The sequence below is a fragment of the Curtobacterium sp. MCBD17_034 genome (genome assembly GCF_003234515.1).
GTDB lineage: Bacteria > Actinomycetota > Actinomycetes > Actinomycetales > Microbacteriaceae > Curtobacterium.
The window spans coordinates 460,358-479,080 of sequence record NZ_QKTN01000002.1 but is presented as its reverse complement, the minus strand read 5'-3'; the positions used below and the strand labels follow the sequence as shown (position 1 = coordinate 479,080).

The 18,723-nt window shown below is 71.7% G+C and carries 14 protein-coding genes; 5 read left to right on the top strand and 9 right to left on the bottom strand.

What is annotated here, in order from left to right:
- Positions 1 to 186: 186 nt before the first annotated feature.
- Both DEI92_RS05940 and DEI92_RS05935 read right to left on the bottom strand, forming a co-directional pair.
- The gene (locus DEI92_RS05940; protein WP_181434678.1) at positions 187 to 3,741 is read right to left on the bottom strand and encodes a DEAD/DEAH box helicase; all 3,555 of its coding nucleotides are present in this window, start codon (positions 3,739 to 3,741) and stop codon (positions 187 to 189) included.
- A gap of 32 nt (positions 3,742 to 3,773) precedes the next feature.
- Positions 3,774 to 4,388, bottom strand: coding sequence for a TetR/AcrR family transcriptional regulator (locus DEI92_RS05935; protein WP_258370086.1), 615 nt, complete (start codon positions 4,386 to 4,388; stop codon positions 3,774 to 3,776).
- 172 nt (positions 4,389 to 4,560) lie between these two features.
- Here DEI92_RS05935 and DEI92_RS05930 point away from each other — a divergent pair, with 172 nt between their 5' ends.
- Positions 4,561 to 5,586: an aldo/keto reductase gene (locus DEI92_RS05930; RefSeq protein WP_111012708.1), complete on the top strand. Its 1,026-nt coding sequence runs from the start codon at positions 4,561 to 4,563 to the stop codon at positions 5,584 to 5,586.
- A gap of 110 nt (positions 5,587 to 5,696) precedes the next feature.
- Here the strand turns inward: DEI92_RS05930 and DEI92_RS05925 are convergent, their stop codons facing one another.
- The 7 genes from DEI92_RS05925 to DEI92_RS05895 all read right to left on the bottom strand — a co-directional run bounded on the left by DEI92_RS05925 (position 5,697) and on the right by DEI92_RS05895 (position 13,988).
- Positions 5,697 to 6,599, bottom strand: a complete 903-nt coding sequence (locus DEI92_RS05925) for a hypothetical protein (protein WP_111012707.1) — start codon at positions 6,597 to 6,599, stop codon at positions 5,697 to 5,699.
- Positions 6,596 to 7,306, bottom strand: coding sequence for an RNA polymerase sigma factor (locus DEI92_RS05920; RefSeq protein ID WP_111012706.1), 711 nt, complete (start codon positions 7,304 to 7,306; stop codon positions 6,596 to 6,598). The genes DEI92_RS05925 and DEI92_RS05920 overlap by 4 nt, the downstream gene beginning before the upstream one ends.
- 187 nt (positions 7,307 to 7,493) lie before the next feature.
- Positions 7,494 to 9,110: a hypothetical protein gene (locus DEI92_RS05915; RefSeq protein ID WP_111012705.1), complete on the bottom strand. Its 1,617-nt coding sequence runs from the start codon at positions 9,108 to 9,110 to the stop codon at positions 7,494 to 7,496.
- 140 nt (positions 9,111 to 9,250) lie between these two features.
- Positions 9,251 to 10,270, bottom strand: coding sequence for a PHP domain-containing protein (locus DEI92_RS05910; protein WP_111012876.1), 1,020 nt, complete (start codon positions 10,268 to 10,270; stop codon positions 9,251 to 9,253).
- Positions 10,271 to 10,443: 173 nt separating this feature from the next.
- Entirely contained in the window at positions 10,444 to 11,724 is a 1,281-nt protein-coding gene (locus tag DEI92_RS05905) for a D-tagatose-bisphosphate aldolase, class II, non-catalytic subunit (protein WP_111012704.1), read from the bottom strand.
- A 124-nt stretch (positions 11,725 to 11,848) separates the two neighbouring features.
- Complete coding sequence (locus DEI92_RS05900) at positions 11,849 to 13,147, bottom strand: alpha-glucosidase/alpha-galactosidase (RefSeq protein ID WP_111008539.1); 1,299 nt, start codon at positions 13,145 to 13,147, stop codon at positions 11,849 to 11,851.
- Between the two features lie 82 nt (positions 13,148 to 13,229).
- Positions 13,230 to 13,988 carry a DeoR/GlpR family DNA-binding transcription regulator gene (locus DEI92_RS05895; protein ID WP_111012703.1) on the bottom strand — a complete coding sequence of 253 codons (759 nt, stop codon included), beginning with the start codon at positions 13,986 to 13,988 and terminating at the stop codon, positions 13,230 to 13,232.
- Positions 13,989 to 14,200: 212 nt separating this feature from the next.
- Here DEI92_RS05895 and DEI92_RS05890 point away from each other — a divergent pair, with 212 nt between their 5' ends.
- The 4 genes from DEI92_RS05890 to DEI92_RS05875 are packed head-to-tail and all read left to right on the top strand — an operon-like array spanning position 14,201 to position 18,694.
- Positions 14,201 to 15,532 (top strand): extracellular solute-binding protein, encoded by a 1,332-nt coding sequence (locus tag DEI92_RS05890; RefSeq protein ID WP_111012702.1) that lies wholly within the window; start codon positions 14,201 to 14,203, stop codon positions 15,530 to 15,532.
- On the top strand, positions 15,529 to 16,515 hold the full coding sequence (locus DEI92_RS05885; RefSeq protein WP_181434676.1) for a carbohydrate ABC transporter permease: 987 nt from the start codon (positions 15,529 to 15,531) through the stop codon (positions 16,513 to 16,515). Before DEI92_RS05890 ends, DEI92_RS05885 begins: the two co-directional genes overlap by 4 nt.
- Positions 16,515 to 17,348, top strand: a complete 834-nt coding sequence (locus DEI92_RS05880; protein ID WP_111012700.1) for a carbohydrate ABC transporter permease — start codon at positions 16,515 to 16,517, stop codon at positions 17,346 to 17,348. Before DEI92_RS05885 ends, DEI92_RS05880 begins: the two co-directional genes overlap by 1 nt.
- Entirely contained in the window at positions 17,345 to 18,694 is a 1,350-nt protein-coding gene (locus DEI92_RS05875; protein WP_111012699.1) for a hypothetical protein, read from the top strand. Before DEI92_RS05880 ends, DEI92_RS05875 begins: the two co-directional genes overlap by 4 nt.
- The last annotated feature ends 29 nt before the right edge of the window (positions 18,695 to 18,723 follow it).

The window sequence follows — 18,723 nt, the reverse complement described above, 5'->3', positions numbered from 1 at the left end:
GTTCGGGTTGCACAGGGTGACCGCTCGGTCGCCCCACTGCACGTCCGGAGTCGCCACGTCCAGGGCCGGGCGGGAACTCGGATTCGCTAGTCTGTCTAGCAAATCAGGTCACACCGGGGGCACGCTGTGAGTCCTGTCCCCGGTGACCACCCAGTTCGGGGTGTGGTGGATCCGGACGGAACTGTCCTACTCCAGGAGCCCCCGCACGTCCTCAGCCGTCAGCGCTCCCGAGAACGTGTCGTCCTCGTCGATGACCGCGTCGAACAGTTCCCCCTTGCGGGTCGCGAGGGCCAGGACCTTGTCCTCGATGGTGTCCTGCGCGATGAGGCGGTGCACGCTCACGGGGACCCGCTGCCCGATGCGGTGCGCGCGGTCGATCGCCTGGGCCTCCGCCGCGGGGTTCCACCAGGGATCGAGCACGAACACCGTGTCGGCCTCGGTCAGGTTGAGGCCGAACCCGCCCGCCTTGAGGCTGATGAGGAACGCCGGCGCACTGCCCTGCTTGAACCGGTCGATCACCGCTGCGCGACCGGTCGTCGACCCGTCGAGGTACTCGTACGCCACGCCGCGCGCGTCGAGCCCGGACGCGACGAGCCGGAGGAACGAGGTGAACTGACTGAACACGAGGGCACGGCGCCCCTCGGCCTCGAGCTCCGCGAGGTCGTCGAGCAGCAGGTCGAGCTTCGCCGACGGCACGGCCGAGTCCGGGTCGATGAGCGCCGGCGAGAGGGCGAGCATCCGCAGGAGCGTCAGCGAGCGGAACACGATCATCCGGTGCCGGTCCATGTCGTCGAGCAGGTCGAGCACCTTGAGCCGCTCGCGCTGCAGGGTCCGGTCGTAGAGGGCGCGGTGCTCCGGGTCGAGGTCGACGTGCAGCACCTGCTCGACCTTCTCGGGCAGGTCCGCCGCCACGGACTCCTTGGTGCGCCGGAGCATGAGCGGCCGGATCCGCCGCCGCAGTCGACCCATCACATCGGCCCGCTGCTCCGGTGTCAGGTCCGGGGACGCCACCGGCTTGACCACGTCATCGGTGAACCGCGTCACGCTCGACAGCAGACCCGGCGCGACGACCGAGAAGATCGACCACAGGTCCATGAGCCCGTTCTCGAGCGGCGTCCCGGTGATCGCGAGCTTGAACGGCGCGGGGAGGTCCGCCGCGAGCCGGTTCGCCTGCGACGTCCGGTTCTTGACGAACTGCGCCTCGTCGAGGACCAGCCCGGCCCACTCCTGCTGTCGGTACGCCGCCGCGTCGAGCCGGAACAGCGCGTACGAGGTCACGACGACGTCCGCCTCGGCCGCGGCGTCCCGGAGCATCCGCCGTCGCTTCGCGGTCGTCGCCGTCACGCCGCGCACCACGAGCGACGGGGTGAACCGCGCCGCCTCGGTGACCCAGTTGCCGACGACGCTCGTCGGCGCGACCACGAGGAACGGGCGACGGTCGGGAGCCGCGGCTGACGGGCCTCCCGACCGGTCCGGTGCGGCGTCCCCCGAGCCGGCCCGCGCGCGTTCGCGCTCCCGCACGCCCGCCACGAACGCGAGCGTCTGCAGCGTCTTGCCGAGCCCCATGTCGTCCGCCAGGACCCCGCCGAGCCCGTGCTCGTACAGGAACGTCAGCCACGCCAGGCCCTCGCGTTGGTAGGGGCGGAGCTCGGCGTGCACCGACTCCGGCACGGACACGGCCGTGATCACCGGGTCGTCGTCGGTGGCGTCCTGGAACCGCAGGAGGCCCTCGACGGTCTCGCGCCACCGGGCGTCCTGCACGGTCTCGTCGGCGAGCTGGTCGAACTCCGACCACAGTGCGGCCTGGTACGGGCTGATGCGGTAGCGGCCGGGCTCCCACTCGTCGAGCTCGGTCGCCTCGTCGATGAGGCGCTTCAGCTCGTCGAACACCGGGTTCTGCAGTGACATGTACGTGTTGTCGATGAGCTTGAGCTTCCGCTCCCGCTTGGCGAGCGCCTCGAGCAGGGGCGTGAACGGGACCGTGCGACCCTCGACGGTCACGAGGAACCCGAGGTCGAACCAGTCGCGGTGTGGGCTCGGCATCGTGGTCAGGGTCAGCTTCGGCCGGTCGGTGAGTTCCCGGTAGTCCGGGCGCTCGCCCACGATGCGGACGCGCAGGTCGTCGCGGGCCTGGAGTGTCGGCAGGGTCGTCGTCGTGAACTCGATGGCGTCGGAACCGTCGAGCACCTGGTCGCCGTCGTCGGAGTCCCCGTCGTCGGCGTCGCTTCCGTCGACGTCGACGTCGCGGCGGCGGTCACGGACCGGGTCGACGCCGGTCCGGCTCGGCCACCGCAGGCCGGGCGGCCCGTCGACCTCCGACAGGTCCGGAACCGGTCCGTGCGCTGCGGGGAGGTCCCGTCGGCCGTCGACGTGCCAACGCCAGCTGAGCAGCACGCGGTCCTCGGGCTCGAACGTCACGGTCAGGACGAACTCCGGCGGCGTGCGGTCCGGGAGCTCGAGCGAACCGTCGGCGCTCACGAGGTCCACGCTGCCGCGCAGGCGGGGCGAGACGTCGTGCAGGAACTCGTCGACGTCCGCGGGCGGGACGGTGATGCGGTCCCCGGTCGTCAGGAGACGGCGCTGGTCCTCGCGCAGGGGCGTCGGTGTCGGTGCGAGGGTGACGTGCAGCGACGGGGAGCGGCGGAAGGCGTAGACGCCGTGGGTACCGATCGCGCCCGCGGCCCCCGGCGGGATCGGACGGCCGTCGACCAGGGCGAGCGCGCCGAGCTGCACGCCGTCCGACGTGCGGGACGCATCGAGGACGACCCGGGCCTCCCGGCCGACGACGACGGCACGGGCGTCGGTGTCGGCGCTGGGGTCGGGCGCCGTCCCAGTGCCGGTGCCGGTGCCGGTGCCGGCACTGGCGCTCCGGCCGCGCCCGCGTGCGGCGGCCTTCGCGCCCGCTGCGACGAGCGCGATGCCGAGCCGCTCGGCCTCGTGCAGGAGCGGCCACAGCAGCGGACTCGCGAACTCGTCGAGGAACAGCCAGTCGCTCTCGCCCGGCGCGTACGCCGCGTGCGCGGAGCGGTGCAGCGCGGCGAACTGCAGGAACCAGGCGTGCTGGTCGGGGTCCGCGCCGAGGCGGTTGCGGGAGTAGGGGAGCGACCCCCAGGTGAGTTGCCCGCGGACCCAGTTGCCCGCGGCGCTGCGCGTGACCGGGCGGACGCCGAGGCGGACACGGCTGCCCGTCGACCCGGCGGCGTCGCGACCCGCCGCCGCGCGGGCGAGTCGCTGCGGGACGAGGTCGCGGAGCTCGAACTGGAGGCCCATCGCGGTCGTCCGTGCGCTCGCCGGCCCGGGGTCGCCGGCGAGCGACCCGAGCGCCGTCCGCCAGTGCTCGGGCGGCGCGGCCACGGCGTCGTCGACCGCCGTCGCGGCGAGGCCCGTCGGCTCCACGAGTCCGGTGAGTCCGGCCGCGCCGGTCAGCCCGGGGTCGCGCCGGACCGCGGCGGCCGTGACCTCGAGGAGCGCCGCCGCGACGTGCTTGCAATCGCCACCGATGGGGCACGTGCAGGTGTTCCGGCCGGGTCGGCTGAACGGACCGCGGGTGGGCGTGAGGTGCACGCTCACCTGGTACGGCTCGGGGCCGGAGCCCTGCACGAGGGCGGCGAGCGTCTCGTCCGCGTCGTCCCAGCGGGTCCCGAGCACGCCGCCGGCACGCACGAGGTCCTTCGCGCGCCCGAACGGACGCGGGCCGACGAGTCGGATGACGTCGACCGCGTCGACGAGCGGGGCGGGCATGTCCCCCATCGTCGCAGGAGCGTCCGACGTCGTCAGTCGCCCGGCTCCGCCCGCAGTCCCGCGAGCAGCAGCCCCACCATGCGTTCGGCACGGCCGGACCGCTCGGTCCCGGGAGGCCCACCCGCGTGACAGAGGTCCGCGACCGCCCCGAGGAACTCGGCGGCGTCGACCTCGTGCACGACGTCCCCGGACGCGGTCGCCGCGGTGAGCAGCCGATCGAGCGTCGGTGCGAGTCGCGTCGAGAAGTACTCGGCGAGCGGTTCGTACGCCGGGTCGCCCGAGTGGAGTGCCGCAGCGAGCCCGCGCTTCGTGGCGACGAACTGGGTGTAGCGCATGATCCAGCGGTCGAGTGCCTCGCCCGGCGGCGAGCTCGCCTCGATCTCCTCCGCGGCTGCCACGCACGCGTCCATCTCGCGCCGGAACACCGCCGAGATGAGGTCCGAGCGGAGCGGGAAGTGCCGGTACAGGGTGCCGACCCCGACGCCCGCGCGTTCGGCGATCGTCCGCACCGGTGCGTCCACACCGGCGTCCGCGAACACCGCCTTCGCGGCTTCGAGGAGGGCATCGACGTTCTGCCGCGCGTCCGAACGCATCCGTCGGCCGGCCGGCGCGATCGAGGCCTCGGTGTCGCTCGTGGGCGCGGGCATGATGGGGCTCCTCTTGCGGCGGAACAAAGTTCCGCATAAGGTGACGGAATCAAGCGGAACAGGGTTCCGGATAACCGATCGCATCGAGCGTCGTTCCGGAAGGTCGTTCCGATTCATCGATCATACGACCGCCTCGGCTGACAGGGCGGCGCGGGTCCGGAAGTGGAGCATCATGCAGTACCGCACTCTCGGCCGCACCGGCATCAAGGTCACCCCGTACGCGCTCGGCGCGATGATGCTCGGGAGTCTCGGCAATCCGGACCGCAAGGAGGGCGTCCGGATCATCCACCGGGCCCTCGACGCCGGCATCAACCTCGTCGACACCGCCGACCGCTACGGCGACTCCGAGGAGGTCGTCGGCGAAGCGCTGAAGGGCCGCCGCGACGACGTCGTCCTCGCCACGAAGTTCTGGGGTCCCGTGGACGACGACGTCAACCACCGGGGCGCGTCGCGACGCTGGATCACCCAGGCGGTCGAGCGATCGCTCCGCCGCCTGCAGACCGACCACATCGACCTGTACCAGCTCCACCGCCCGGACCCCGACACCGACATCGACGAGACGCTGTCGGCGCTCACCGACCTCGTGCGGCAGGGCAAGGTCCGCGCGATCGGGTCGTCCTCGATGCGCGGCTCCGAGATCGTCGAGGCGCAGTGGACGTCCGAGCGCCGCGGGTTCGAGCGGTTCCGCACCGAACAGCCGAACTACTCGATCCTCGACCGTGAGATCGAGCGCGAGATCCTCCCCGTCGCCGAGCGCTACGGCATGGGGACCCTGGTCTACAGCCCGCTCGCCGGTGGCACCCTGACCGGGCGCTACCGGGCGGGTCAGGACAACGACGTGTTCCGCTCGTCGGTCTCCGGGATGCGGCACTTCCGCGACGAACGCCGCCTCGCCACCGTCGAGCAGCTCATCACGCTGGCCCAGGAGGTCGGTGTCCCACTCACCCACCTCGCGATGTCCTTCGTGATCGCGCATCCCGGCGTGACCTCCGCCATCGCCGGACCCCGGACCATGGAGCAGCTCGAGGACACGCTCGCCGGGATCGACGTCGCGCTGTCGGACGAGGTGCTCGACCGGATCGACGCGATCGTCCCGCCCGGCGAGAGCGTCGGGGCGATGGACATGGTCTACCGCGGGCCGGAGGTCGGCGACCCGGCGCTGCGCCGACGCCCGGCCGCGGAGCGCTCCGCCGCCTGACCGCCCCGTTCTTCCGCGAGATCTCAGTCGTTGCCGGTATCTGCGTCTCCAGAGCGGCAACAACTGCGATCTCGACGAAGGGGGGGTGACCGGGCCGGTGGGAACGCTGGTCAGCGCAGCGCGGAGAGGGCGTCCGTCGACGCCGAGTGCGTGGCGCCGTCGCTCGTCGTCCAGGTCACGGTCAGGTCCCCGAGGTCCCCGGTGTCCCGGTCCACCGGCGGCCACCACGCGGTCCACAGGCCGTCCCCGACGGTCGTCGTGATCGTCCGGCCCGAGGCGGTGTGGAGCACGACACCCGTGACGTCCGGCCCGACCTGCCCGTACGCGCGGCTGATCGCCTGGCCGCCCGATCCGTTCATCTCGGTGCTCTGGACGTTGACCGTCCCGGCGGCGAGCACCGGCAGCGGGGTCGAGCGGTCGTCGACGAGCTCCCACGACACGACATGTCCGGAGCCGACGAGGCACCAGCGCCGCGCGCCGTCGCCCGCGCTCGACACCACCATGGTCAGGACCGAGCCGCGGCGGTCGACGTCCGACACCGAGATCCGTCCGGCCGCCGGGGTCGCGTCGGTGCCCACCGACCTCGTGCACTGCTGCGCGATCGCCTCGATCGACGAGGACGTCGCCGACGGGTGCGAGGGGACCGCCGTCCACGAGGCGATCTCGGCCGTCGACAGGCTCGTCGCGTGTCCCGGCAGCTGGTGGTACAGGTCGCGGGCGATCGGCAGGCCGACCACCGCGCCGCCGAGGAGCAGCGCGCCGCCCGCCACGGTGGCACCGGTCGCCCAGGCGGCCCGTGTGATCGGCCCGCGTCCGATCCGCGTCGCCGGCATCGGCCGGGAGGCCCGGGACGAGCCCGTCACGCGGACCACCTCCGGCTCGCGGTCGAGTCGGACGATCGCGGCGAGGAGGCGCTCCGCGCGGTCGACCTCGCTCGGGGTCAGGTCGGCGCGGGGCTCGGTGTCGAGGCCGCCGAGCTCGTGCTCGAGTCGTGGTGCGTGCGGTCGTGTCATCGTCGTGCCTTCCGGTCGTGGCGGACTGCGGTCATCGCGGTGGGGGAGTCCGGGTGGTCGGGGCCCGGATCCGCGTCGGGGGTGGGCCAGCTGGCGAGCGGGTGCGGGGCCTCCCGGCCGGCGTCGGAGGTGGGCCAGTCGGCGGCGGGTTGCGGGGCCTCCCGGCCGGTGTCGGGGTGCGTGGCGGCGGACGCTGCCGTCGGCGATCCGCGTCGCTCGCCGTCGTCGGAGGCGCGGAGCACCGCTGCCAGGCGGCGTCGGGCGCGACTGGCGCGCATCGAGTAGGCCGCACGGCTGATGCCGAGGACGGCGGCGGCTTGCGCTCCGGTCATGCCCTCCCAGACCTGCAGGGCCAGGGCCTCCTGGTCGAGCTCGTCGAGCGAGCGCCACGCGAGGGCGAGGTCGTGCCGACGTTCGAGCGCCGCGATCGGGTCGTCGCTCGGAACCGCGACCGATGCCTCACCCTGCACCCGGACGGCGAGTCCGGTCCGACGTCCGGCGCTCCGGGCGGCGTTGAGCATGACGTTCCGCGCCGTCCGGTAGAGCCAGGGGAGCGGTGCGACGAGCATCTCGTCCTGCCGGCGCCACGCGGCGACGAAGGTCTCGGACACGACGTCGTCCACGGCCGCCGGATGCGCTCGTCGACGGACGAACCGCAGCACCGCGGGGTAGTGGAGCCGGTACAGCTCGGTGAATGTGGGGTCCACGGGACTCCTTCGGATCGGTGGTCACCCTGGATGTGTCCGGCACGCCCCAGTGTGCAACCGGATCCCCTTGTCCCCTTGTCCGCGGAATCGCACTCGTTGCCGTTCTGACCCGGGCCAGAGCGGCAACGACTGCGATCTCGGCGCTCAGATGGTCAGGGTGGCGGTCGGGCGGCCGGGAGGGACGGCGTCAGGACGCGAAGTCGAGGTCGAGCACGCCGTCGACTGCCTCCGACCGCGGCGGCACCTGCCCCGTGTCGAGCATCTCGTCGAGGTGGACCGACAGGTAGAGACGGACGATCGGGCGGCCGCTCGCGTCGTGGACGGGGACCCGACGGCGGAACCGGACGTACGGGTACCGCCGGTGCTCGAACGTGGCGACGACCACGTCGCGCGGCCAGGCCCCCTCGACGACGACCTCCACGTTGCGGTAGTCACTCGGCATGCGGTGCATCGCATCGTCCTCGGCGGTCCACATGACGGTGTCGGAGCTGAGCCCGGTGAACTGCGAGCGGACTGCCTCGACGTCGGCGATGATCTGTTCGTGGCTGCGCTCGGCGAGGTGCCAGCGTGTCCCCGCGACGCCGTCGAGCTCGATGCGATCCCGCCAGGGATGCACCGTCGCCTCGCGGTCGTCGAGATGGCGCTCCCACCGCTCGCCCCAGTCGTCACCCTCGTCGGACGGGTCGCCGTCCGACGGGTCGTCGTCCGACGGGTCGTCGTCCGACGGGTCGTCGGCGTCGTCCCACCGCTCGCCGTCGGCCGCGGACCGCCCCTCGACCGTGGGCAACGAGTCGGTCACGATCCGATCCGGGAGGCCCTGCCGCACGTCCACCTCGACGGTGCGCGGCTCGTACCGGATGTCCCAGGACCGGTGCGCCGGGACGTGGCGCGGACCTGCCGCGTGCACGCGGAGGCGCAGCACGTCACCGACCCGCTCGACCGCATCGACGAGGTGGTCGACGACGATCGTGCGCCGCGCGCCGTCCATGCCGACGTGCACGATCTCAGTGGGAGGCGTGGGGAGCGGTGTCGGGGTGGGTCCGAGCGGCCGTTCGTCCTCGTCGTCGCCCGGGAAGCGGATGTACCAGCCGGAGCCCGGGCCCCCGTCGTCGGCGTCGTTCCCCGTCGCAGCGGCGAACATGGCCGCCGTGGCGACCACACTCGGGCCCGCCGCCTCGGACTCGGCGGCGGCGTGGTCGCCCTCCGCGTGGTCCTCGGGGTGGTCCTCGTTCTCGTCCTCGTCCTCTTCCAGCCAGGTCCCGTCCTCCTCGGTCCAGCCGTCGGCGTCGCCCCACGCGCCCGCGTCCGGCCAGAACGCCTCGTCGTCCTGGTCGTCGGATGGCGGCGCTTCGAGCGGCAGGTCCTCGACGTCGGGGAACGAGGTTGCGTCGTCGGGCTGTTCGTCGTCCTCGGATCCGATCCAGAGCGAGGGACCCCGCGGGTCCACCGTCCAGAGCCCGGCCGCGTCGGCGCTGCTCGGCCGCCGGGGACCCAGATCGACCGAGGAGGTCCTGCCGTCGGCCCCGACGTGGACCGCGGTCCAGGTCGGGCCGGTACGCGTCCCGGCTCCGCTGTCAGGGATCTCGCCGTCCTCGGACTCCTCGTACACGACCCAGACTCCGTCCGGGGCGGCGATGACTTCCGTCGACGGTGCGTGCTCCGGGAGCGGCGCATCCGGCCAGGTTGCGAATCGAGTGTCGTCGTCGGTCACGAGTGCGGCGACCGGGCGATGCTCGTCGACCACGATCGTGATCGCGCCGATGACGACGGGGGGCAGGGGTTCGAGCGGATCGACGACGGTCACGCGCTCACAGTAGGGGGACCGGCGTCCATCTCGCGAGATCGCAGTCGTTGCCGTTCTGACCCAGGCGAGAGCGGCAACAAGTGCGATCTCGACGGTTTCGGCTGGCGGCCCGCCGAGCGGTTGCCGGCCCGCCGGCCCGGTCAGGCCTGCGGATGCGCCCAGGCCAGGAGGCGCTCCACCGGCCACGTCGTCACGATGCGGTCCGCCGGCACCCCGTTCTGCGCCGCCCGCTCCGCCCCGAGCCGCAGGAAGTCGAGCTGTCCGGGCGCGTGTGCGTCGGTGTCGATGCTGAACAGGCAGCCCACCTCGAGCGCGAGCTGGATGAGGTCGTCCGGCGGGTCCTGTCGCTCGGGTCGGCTGTTGATCTCGACCGCGACGTCGTGCTCCACGCACGCCTCGAACACCGCACGCGCGTCGAACGTCGACTGCGGGCGCTCGCCGCGGGACCCCTGCACGAGGCGGCCGGTGCAGTGCCCGAGGACGTTCGTGTGCGGATCACGGATGCCGCCGAGCATGCGCTCCGTCATCGTGCGGCGGTCAGCGCGGAGCTTCGAGTGCACGCTCGCGACGACGACGTCGAGCCGGTCGAGCATCGCCGGGGTCTGGTCGAGCGTGCCGTCCTCGAGGATGTCGACCTCGATCCCGCTGAGCACCCGGACGTCGGGGTGGTCCGCCCGGACGTCGTCGAGCACGCCGAGCTGTTCGGTCAGGCGCTCGGCGGTCAGACCGTGCGCGACGGTCAGGTTGGGCGAGTGGTCGGTGAGCGCGATGTACTCGCGCCCCAGGGTCCGCGCCGCCTCGACCATGAGCGGGATGGGCGTGCCGCCGTCCGACCACTCACTGTGGCAGTGCAGGTCGCCGCGCAGGTCGGCCAGGAGGCCCGCCCCGGCCTCGCTCGTCGTCTCGCGTTCCCGGTCGCGCAGGGCCTGCAGGTAGTCGGGCACGCGGCCCTCGAGCGCCTGGCCGATCACCTCGAGGCTGCGGGAACCGACCCCCTTGGTGCGGGCGAGTGCGCCGGAGCGGAGCCGGGCCTCCACATCGTCGTCGGACCGACCGGCGATCGCGGCGGCCGCCGTGCGGAACGCCTGCACCTTGAACGACGGAGCGAGGTCCCGTTCGAGCCAGAAGGCGATCTCCTGCAGGGCGTCGACGGGGTGCACGCCGTCCATCCTGCTCGTCCGGGCGTCCGGGCGTCCGGGCGTCCGGCGTCCCGGTGGCCGGGTGGCCGGCACCCGACCGTTCCGACGAAGTCCCAGTCGTCGTCGTTCCGAGGCCGGTCAGAACGGCAACGACTGCGATCTCGCGGAAGGGGGAGCGGGGGAGCGGCCGGCGGTCAGCCGACGCTGTGTCCGCAGGCCGCCGCGTAGTCGCGGAGGACCTCGCGCACGGCGTCGACCGCGAGGGCCTCGGGCTCCGGCGCCAGCACGCCCTGCCGCACCCGCGTGAACTGCTTCGGCAGGAACTGCCCGATCAGCGGCTCGGGGATCCCGGACGCGGTCAGGTTGGTGAACAACCGGTCGACGCGCTCCTCGACCTCGGGCGAGGCCCAGTAGTAGCGGATGCGGTCGCTGTAGCTGTACCGGCGGGCGATGCGCTGCTCCTCGGCGTCGCCCTCGTAGTAGTGCTCCCAGTACCCGGGATCGGCGACCATCCGCTCGTCCATGAACGCGACGAGGTCGGAGCGCTCGCCGGCGGGCACGAGTTCGCCCTCGATCGCGGCGAGGGCGAACAGGGCCTCGCGCAGGGCGAACGTCAGCCCCGGCCCGACCTTGAGCACGGCCCAGTGGTCCTCGACGAGCTCGGTCAGGTGGCCGCGGGTCTGGTAGTCGGTGCTGTGCGCCTCGAACACCATGTCGGGCTCGTCGTCGAGGACCCGCTGCAGCTGCTGCGTGGCCGTCCGGTCGTAGTCGATCACCTTGAGGTGGTCGAACTCGACGCCGGGCTGCACGACGAGTGCGACGACCCGCGGCCACACCGCGTCGAGGCCGCGGTCGCGCAGGGCGCCCCGGTGGGCGTCGAGGGTCTCGCGTGCGGCCGCGGGACTCGTCGGCTGGAGCGCGCCGAGGGTCTCGTGCGCGCCTCCCGGCACGGGCACCTCGGTGCCGATCACGTACACGGGCGGTTCGCCGTCGGCCGGCCGGGCGGCCTCGGCGATCGCGATGAGCCGGGCCGCGCGTTCGGCGACGACGGCGTCGGGCAGGGGCGTGGGGTCGCCGTCGAGCCGCATGCTGCAGTCGATGTGGAGTTTGGCGTACCCGGCGGCGGCGTACGCGGCGACGAGGTCGTCGGCCTTCGGCATCGCCTGATCCGGCGTCTCACGCTGCCACCGGTTCGGCCCGAGGTGGTCCCCGCCGAGCACCAGGCGGTCGCGGGGGAAGGACTCCTCGTCGGCGAAGCCGAGCACCTGGTCGCGGAACTGCTCCGGCGTGAGGCCCGTGTACCCGCCGAACTGGTCGACCTGGTTCGAGGTCGCCTCGATGAGCAGGACGGAGCCGTCCTCGAGGGCCTGCCGCATCGACGCCCGCAGCACGAGGGGGTGCGCGGAGCAGACGGAGGTGATCCCGACGGTGTCGCCGCCGCGGTGCCGACGGACGATGGCTTCGACCTGGTTCATGTCGTGGGGTTCCTTCCAGCGCGGTGAGCGCGATCCGTGGTCGACGACGGGACGTCGACCGGGAACGGGTGCATCGGGACCAGCATGGCGGTTCCCGACGCACCCGACGGTGGTGCGGCGGCGATCAGTGGAGACGCAGCGCCTGTGGGATCCGGTCGCCGTGCGCCTCGAGCAGCTCGTCGCACATCGCGTGGATGTCGTCCAGGCTCAGCGACGCGGCGGCGTTCGGGTCGAGCATCGCGGCGTGGTACACGTGGTCGCGGTCGCCCTCGAGGACGGCCTTGACCGTGAGTTCCACGACGTTGAGGAACGTCCGGTTGAGCGCGACGAGCTGCGCGGGCAGTGCGCCCACGGACTGCGGGTGCAGGCCGTCGGCGTCGACCGTCGCGGGGACCTCGATCGCGCACTCGTCGGGGAGGTTCGCGATCTTGCCGTTGTTCACGACGTTGACGTACAGGTCCGTCGGCTGACCGGTCACCTGCGCGCGGATGTACTCCGACGCCATCTCCGAGGTGGGCTCGAGCGTGAGTTCCCCGCCGCCCTCGAGGATGTGCTTCGTCTCGTCGAGCTCGTCGAGGTTCTCCTCGGAGCGGCGCAGGTACTCGCCGACCGGGATGCGGAACCGATCGATCGCGGCGTCGTCGTGCATGAGCCACGGCACGTACTCGGCCGAGTGCTCGCTCGACTCGGTGGGGAAGTACCCGAACCGGCGGAAGATCTCGACGCGCACGCGGCGCTGCAGCTCCGGGTCGGCCTCGACGACCTCGCGGAGGCGCGGGTACAGGTCCTCGCCGTCGCGGGTGAACCGGAGGACGAACGCCTGGTGGTTGAAGCCGGCGGTGACGTACTCGATCTCGTCCTGCGGAACGCCGACGAGCTCGGCGAGCTGGCGGTGGGTGTCGCGCACGGAGTGGCACAGGCCGACGACGCGCTGGAAGGGCGTGCTCGCCGCGACGGCCCACGGCAGCATCGCCATCGGGTTGCTGTAGTTGAGGAGCGTGGAGTCGGGCGCGACCTCGGCGAGGTCGTTCCCGATGCCCTGGAGCACGGGGATGGTACGGAGGCCGCGGAAGATGCCGCCGACGCCGATCGTGTCGCCGATGGTCTGACGCAGCCCGTACTTGGCGGGGATGTCGAAGTCGAGGCGGGTCGCCGCGTACCCGCCGACCTGGATCTCGTTGATGACGAAGTCGGCGCCCTCGAGCGCGGCGCGTCGGTCGATGTCGGAGCTGATGCGCGCGCCGGCCCCGGCCAGGTCGGACACCCGGCCGGCGAGGGCCTCGGCGTACCCGAGGCGCTCGGCGTCGATGTCGTGGAGCGACAGCTCGAGCTGTCCCTGGAGCTCCGGGTAGGTGCACAGATCGGTGACGACGTTGCGGGTGAACTCGACGCTCCCGGCGCCGATGAAGGCTACTTTGACCACGCGCTCACCCTGGCATGCTGCGTGCTTTCTGCGCAATCAGCGCGCAGGAATGCATGGAGAACTGCGCGAACTGCTTGGTTCCTCAGGCGCGGACGACCCGGCAGCCCTGGCGCTCGATCGCCTCGACGGCGCTGTCCGGCGCCCGCGTGTCGGTGACGAGGACGTCGACGTCGGCCATCGAGCAGACGCTCGCCAGCGCCATGCGACCGATCTTGGTGGCGTCGGCGAGCACCACGGTGGCGCGGGACCGCCGGCTCATCATCGCGTTCACCCGGGCGCCGACCGGATCGTAGTTCGTGCACCCGGCCGTGGCGTCAACTCCGTCGACCCCGACGAACGACACGTCGATGTGGTAATCGGACAGGAACGCCTCGGCGCTCGGACCGACGGTTTCCTGGCTGCTCGACCGGACCTCCCCACCCGCCGCGAACACCCTGACTCCGCTGTGTTCGACGAGCCCCGTGGCGATGTTGAGCGCGTTCGTGACGACGGTCAGCCCCGTGCGGTTGCCGATCTGCTGCGCGAACTCCCACACCGTGGTGCCGCCGGTCAGGCCGATGACGCGGGCGCCCTCGAGGTAGGCGAGCGCGGCACGGGCGATGCGGTGCTTCTCCGCGGCGTCCTGCGAGGTCTTGTACCCGAGCGGCAGGTCGTTGAACGCGACGTGCCGGGTGGCCCCGCCTCGGGTCCGACTGACGAGCTGCTGCTGTTCGAGGAGCTCGAGGTCCCGCCGGACGGTGGCCTCGGACACGGCGAACCGTTCCGCGAGTTCGGGGACGTCCATCGAGGTGTTCTCGACGATCGCGGCGACGATCTGGTTGAGCCGTTGCTTTCGCTGCACACAGCAACTCTAGCCTTCGCGCAGTCTCCGGGGGAGTGTTCGCGCGTTTCGATCATGATTCCTGCAACTTTGTGTCCTGCTCGTTACGAACGCCCGTGCTCAGTTGACGGAACTGCGCGAAAAGTGCAAGTGTTGCCGCCACGCCCGCGCAGGTTGCGCAGGTATCGGTCCTCGGCGCGACGACGCGCTGCGGTGGCAGAAGGGTCACGACAATGGCAATCAAGCGGAAGGGCCTCCGGGGCTCGGCGCTCGTCGCGGGAGCGCTCGGGCTCTCGCTCCTCGCGACCGGGTGTGCCGGGGGCGGGGCGAGCTCGGGGTCGGACCAGACCAAGGGCGCGACGATCACGGTCGCGTGGCTGAACCCCTCCCCGCCCAAGGCGGCGCTCGCGCAGTTCACGAAGCAGACGGGCATCCACGTCAAGTGGACCGTCGTCGACTGGGACAGCCTGCAGACGAAGATCGCGGCCGCAGCGACCTCGAACACGTACTTCGCCGACGTCACCGACGTCGACTGGTCCCGCGTCGGTCAGCTCGGCAAGCTCGGGTGGTTCCGCCCGATGTCCGACTACCTCGACGTGAAGTCGATGAAGTCGGACATGCCGCAGATGAGCTCGTTCACCTCGAACGGCACCGTCTACGGCATCCCGTTCGACTCGTCGTACATGGTCACGACCGTGAACCAGGACGAGTTCGCCAAGGCCGGCATCACGACCATGCCGACCACCATGGACGAGTACACCAAGGACCTCGAGCAGGTGAAGGCGAAGGGCGTCACGGACACCCCGCTCAACATCCCGTTCGCCGCGGCCGAGGGCCTGTCGACGTACTGGTACCAGACGACGGCCGCGTTCGGCGGGCAGGTCCTGGACAAGAGCGGCATGCCGCAGTTCACGTCGCCGAGCTCCGGCGGCTACAAGGCCGCCAAGTGGATGGTCCAGTCGATCAAGAACGGCCTGGTCCCGAACGGGAACATCAACGTCACGGATTCGCAGGGCATGCAGAACCTCATGGCGAAGGGCATCACCGCCTCGACCCTGTCGGACTACTCCGGCAACGTCGGCAGCCTGTACGACGTCCCGGCCTCGTCCACCGTCGTGCACCACGTGCAGTACATCCCGACGCCCGGTGTCAGCGGCACGGTCGCCAACCTCGGCAACCCGGACGGCATCGGGATCCCGAAGCAGGCGAAGTACCCGAAGGCCGCCGCGGAGTTCATCAAGTGGATCACCGCCTCCGGCAACCAGGCCGCGTTCGCCGGTGCCGACGGCGCGTCCAAGGTCATGCCGAACTACCCGACGCCGTCGCGGCTCAGCGCGATGAAGACCCTGACGACGTCGGGCAACCTCGCGCAGGGTGCCGAGCTCACGACGCTGCTGCAGGGTTCGAAGGCCGTGTTCCCGGCCGGTGCGCCGTCCTGGTACCCGCAGTTCTCCCGCGCCGTGAACACGAACCTGCACGCGGCAGCGGTCGGCTCGATGTCGGTCGACCAGGCGGTCGCCGCCATCGCGAAGAGCGCGAACTCGCTCGCGAAGGGCAACTCGTGACGGTCGGCACCAGCGCGCCGGCCACCACGCGGACCGGCCGGGCCGGTCGCGTGGGCAGGGCGGGCCGCGCCGCGAGCGGGCTGCCGGCGGGCCGACCGGGAGGCCCGGGGCGGCGGAAGCGCATGGACCTCCTGCCCTACGCGCTCGTCACGCCGCTCGCACTGTTCATCCTCGTCCTGGCGCTCGTGCCCGCGGGCATCACGCTCGTCGAGGCGTTCTTCAAAGCGCAGCCGCTGGATCCGCCGAACTCGTTCGTCGGCATCCAGAACTTCGTCCAGCTGTTCCGTGACGACACGATCGTGTCGAGCATGGTGAACACGGCCTACTACGTCGTGATCGGCGTGATCGTGTCGACGGTGCTCGGGATCGTCATGGCGGTGACGCTCCAGAAGCCGTTCATCGGCCGCTCGGTGCTCATCGCGATCCTGATCCTGCCGTGGGCGCTCCCCGGCGTCGTCGAGGGCATCGTCTGGTCGGGCATCTGGGACAGCAACACGGGGCTGCTCAACAGCGTCCTGTCGACTCTGCACGTCATCACGCACTACCAGGTGTTCCTCGGCCAGAACCGGTTCGTCACGATCCTCGTGATCGAGATCGTCCAGGTGTGGCAGATGACGCCGCTGTCGACCCTGCTCGTCCTGGCGGCGCTGCAGAACATCCCGGGCGAGCTCTACGAGGCGGCCTCGATCGACGGCGCCACCGGGTGGAAGTCGTTCATGCAGGTGACGCTGCCGTTGGCCCGACCGGGCATCGCGATCGCCATGGTGCAGGCCGTCATCGCCACCCTCAACGTGTTCGACCAGCCGTACGTGTTGAACGGCGCCGCATCGACGGGCGCGTCCGTCACCGAGCAGACGTACTTCGTGAGCTTCCAGAACCTCGACTTCGGCGAGGGGTACGCGCTGTCGCTGCTCATCACCATCGTCACGGTCGTCGTCTCGCTCGCGGTCGTCCGCTTCGTCTACAAGCCCGTGGAGTTCTGATGCGTCGCAGATCCGTCGCCCGTCCCGTCGGCGTCGTCTTCATCGTCCTCTGGACGCTCGTGCCCCTGTACTGGGTGCTCAACACGAGCCTCCAGACCGACCAGCAGATCAGCGCGAAGCCGGCGAACTACATCCCGCCGACGCCGACGTTCGGCAACTACGCGACCCTGCTCGGCGGCAGCGGGGACATCGCCTCATCAGTCCGGCAGTCGACGCTCAACATCTTCATCGAGTGCGGCGGGGCGACGATCGTCACCGTCGTGCTCGCGACGATCGCGGCGTACGCGTTCGCCCGGATGACGTTCCGTGGTCGGAACGTGCTGTTCTCCGCGGTCCTCGCGACCATGGCCTTCCCCGCCTACGCCACGCTCATCCCGCTGTACCGGATGCTCAGCGCCGCCGGACTCGTGAACACCTACACCGGCATCGTGCTCGTCTACGTGTCGGGCTTCCTGCCGCTCGCGACCTGGATCCTCTTCAACTACATGTCGAGCCTCCCGCTCGCCCTCGAGGAGGCCGGGTCGATGGACGGGGCCAGCCGACTCGGCGTGCTCTGGCACATCGTGCTCCCGCTCGCCCGGCCGGGCATCGTCTCGACGGCGATCATCACGTTCCTGTCCGCCTGGGCGCAGTTCCTGTTCCCCCTCGTGCTCTCGAGCGACATCTCGACCCAGCCGCTCACGGTCGTGATCGCCGCGTTGCAGGGCCGCCACACGGTGCCGTACTCGCTCATGAGCGCCGCCGGCGTCCTGGCGGTCGTCGTGCCCGCCGCGATCGCCGTCGTCCTCAACCGCTACATCGTCAGCGGCCTGCTCACCGGGAGCGTGAAGTGACGGACGCGTTCGTGCTCATCGGCGCCGGCAGCACGGTGTTCACGCCGGGGTTGCTCACCGACCTCGCGCGGAACGAGGCGTTCGACGACGTCACCGTCCGGCTCGTCGACCTCGTGCCCGAGGCCGCCGAGACGATGGCCGCGGTCGGACGACGCATCGCAGCCCAGTACGGCTCGCACATGCGGGTCGAGGCCGTCGCGGACCGGCGGGAGGCCCTCCGCGGCGCCCGGTTCGTCACCACCACCATCGCGGTCGGGTCCGCGGACGGCTGGCGCCGGGACCTCGAGATCCCCGAGCGGCTCGGCATCCGGCAGACGGTCGGCGACAGCGTCGGCCCCGGCGGGGTGCTCCGCGCGCTGCGGCACGTGCCCGAGCTCGTCGCGATCGCGCGGGACGTCGCCGACGTCGCGCCCGAGGCGGTGCTCGTCAACTACAGCAACCCGCTCACCGCCAACGTGCGGGCCGTGACCCGCGAGACCCCGGTGCAGGCGGTCGGGCTCTGCCACGGCACCATGCACACGAAGGCGGCGCTCGTCCGGGCGCTGGGGGAGGACCCGGACCGGGTCTCCGCCACCTTCGCCGGGCTCAATCACCTGTGCTGGCTCCTCGACATCCGCACGCCGGAGCGCGACCTGTACCCGCGCCTCCGCGATCTGGTGGCCGACCAAGCGGGCGGGATCGACGCGGTTTCGGACTGGACCGAGGGGCCGCAGGCGCCGGTCTCCGCGGACCTGCTGCGGACCTTCGACCGTTACCCGGCGCCGGGGGACCGGCACGTCGCCGAGTTCTTCGGCGACTACCTGCGAGCCGGACCCGACGACGCGCTGCAGTGGGGCCTCCAGGCCGGTCTCGACGCGACCCGCGAGTACATCGGCGAGAAGTCGCGGTTGTGGGACGACCTGCGCGAGCTCGCCGACGGCGATCGGCCGGTCCCGCCGCCGACCGACCAGGAGGCGGAGCGCCTCGTCGCGATCGCCGCGGCGATCCGCACCGGCGGCAGCCACGTCGAGCTCGCCGTCAACCTGCCGAACCGGGGCCTCATCACGAACCTGCCGGCGACCGCGGTCGTCGAGGTGCCGGCGGCGATCGGTGCCGACGGCATCCGTGGGATCGGCGTCGGGGACCTCCCGGCCGGCATCGCGGCGGTGCTGTCCGCCCGAGCCGAGCAGCAGGAGATCACCGTCGACGCCGCGCTGTCCGGGTGCCGCGACCTCGCGCTGCAGGCACTCGTGCTCGACCCGCTCGTGCCCGACCGCGCCACGGCCGTCGCCGTGCTCGACGCGGCCGTCACGGCCGACCCGGAACACCTCGGCGGCTTCGCGCGGGCCGAACGAGCCGAGGCCTGACCACCGCGGACCGACCCCCGCCCCGCTCC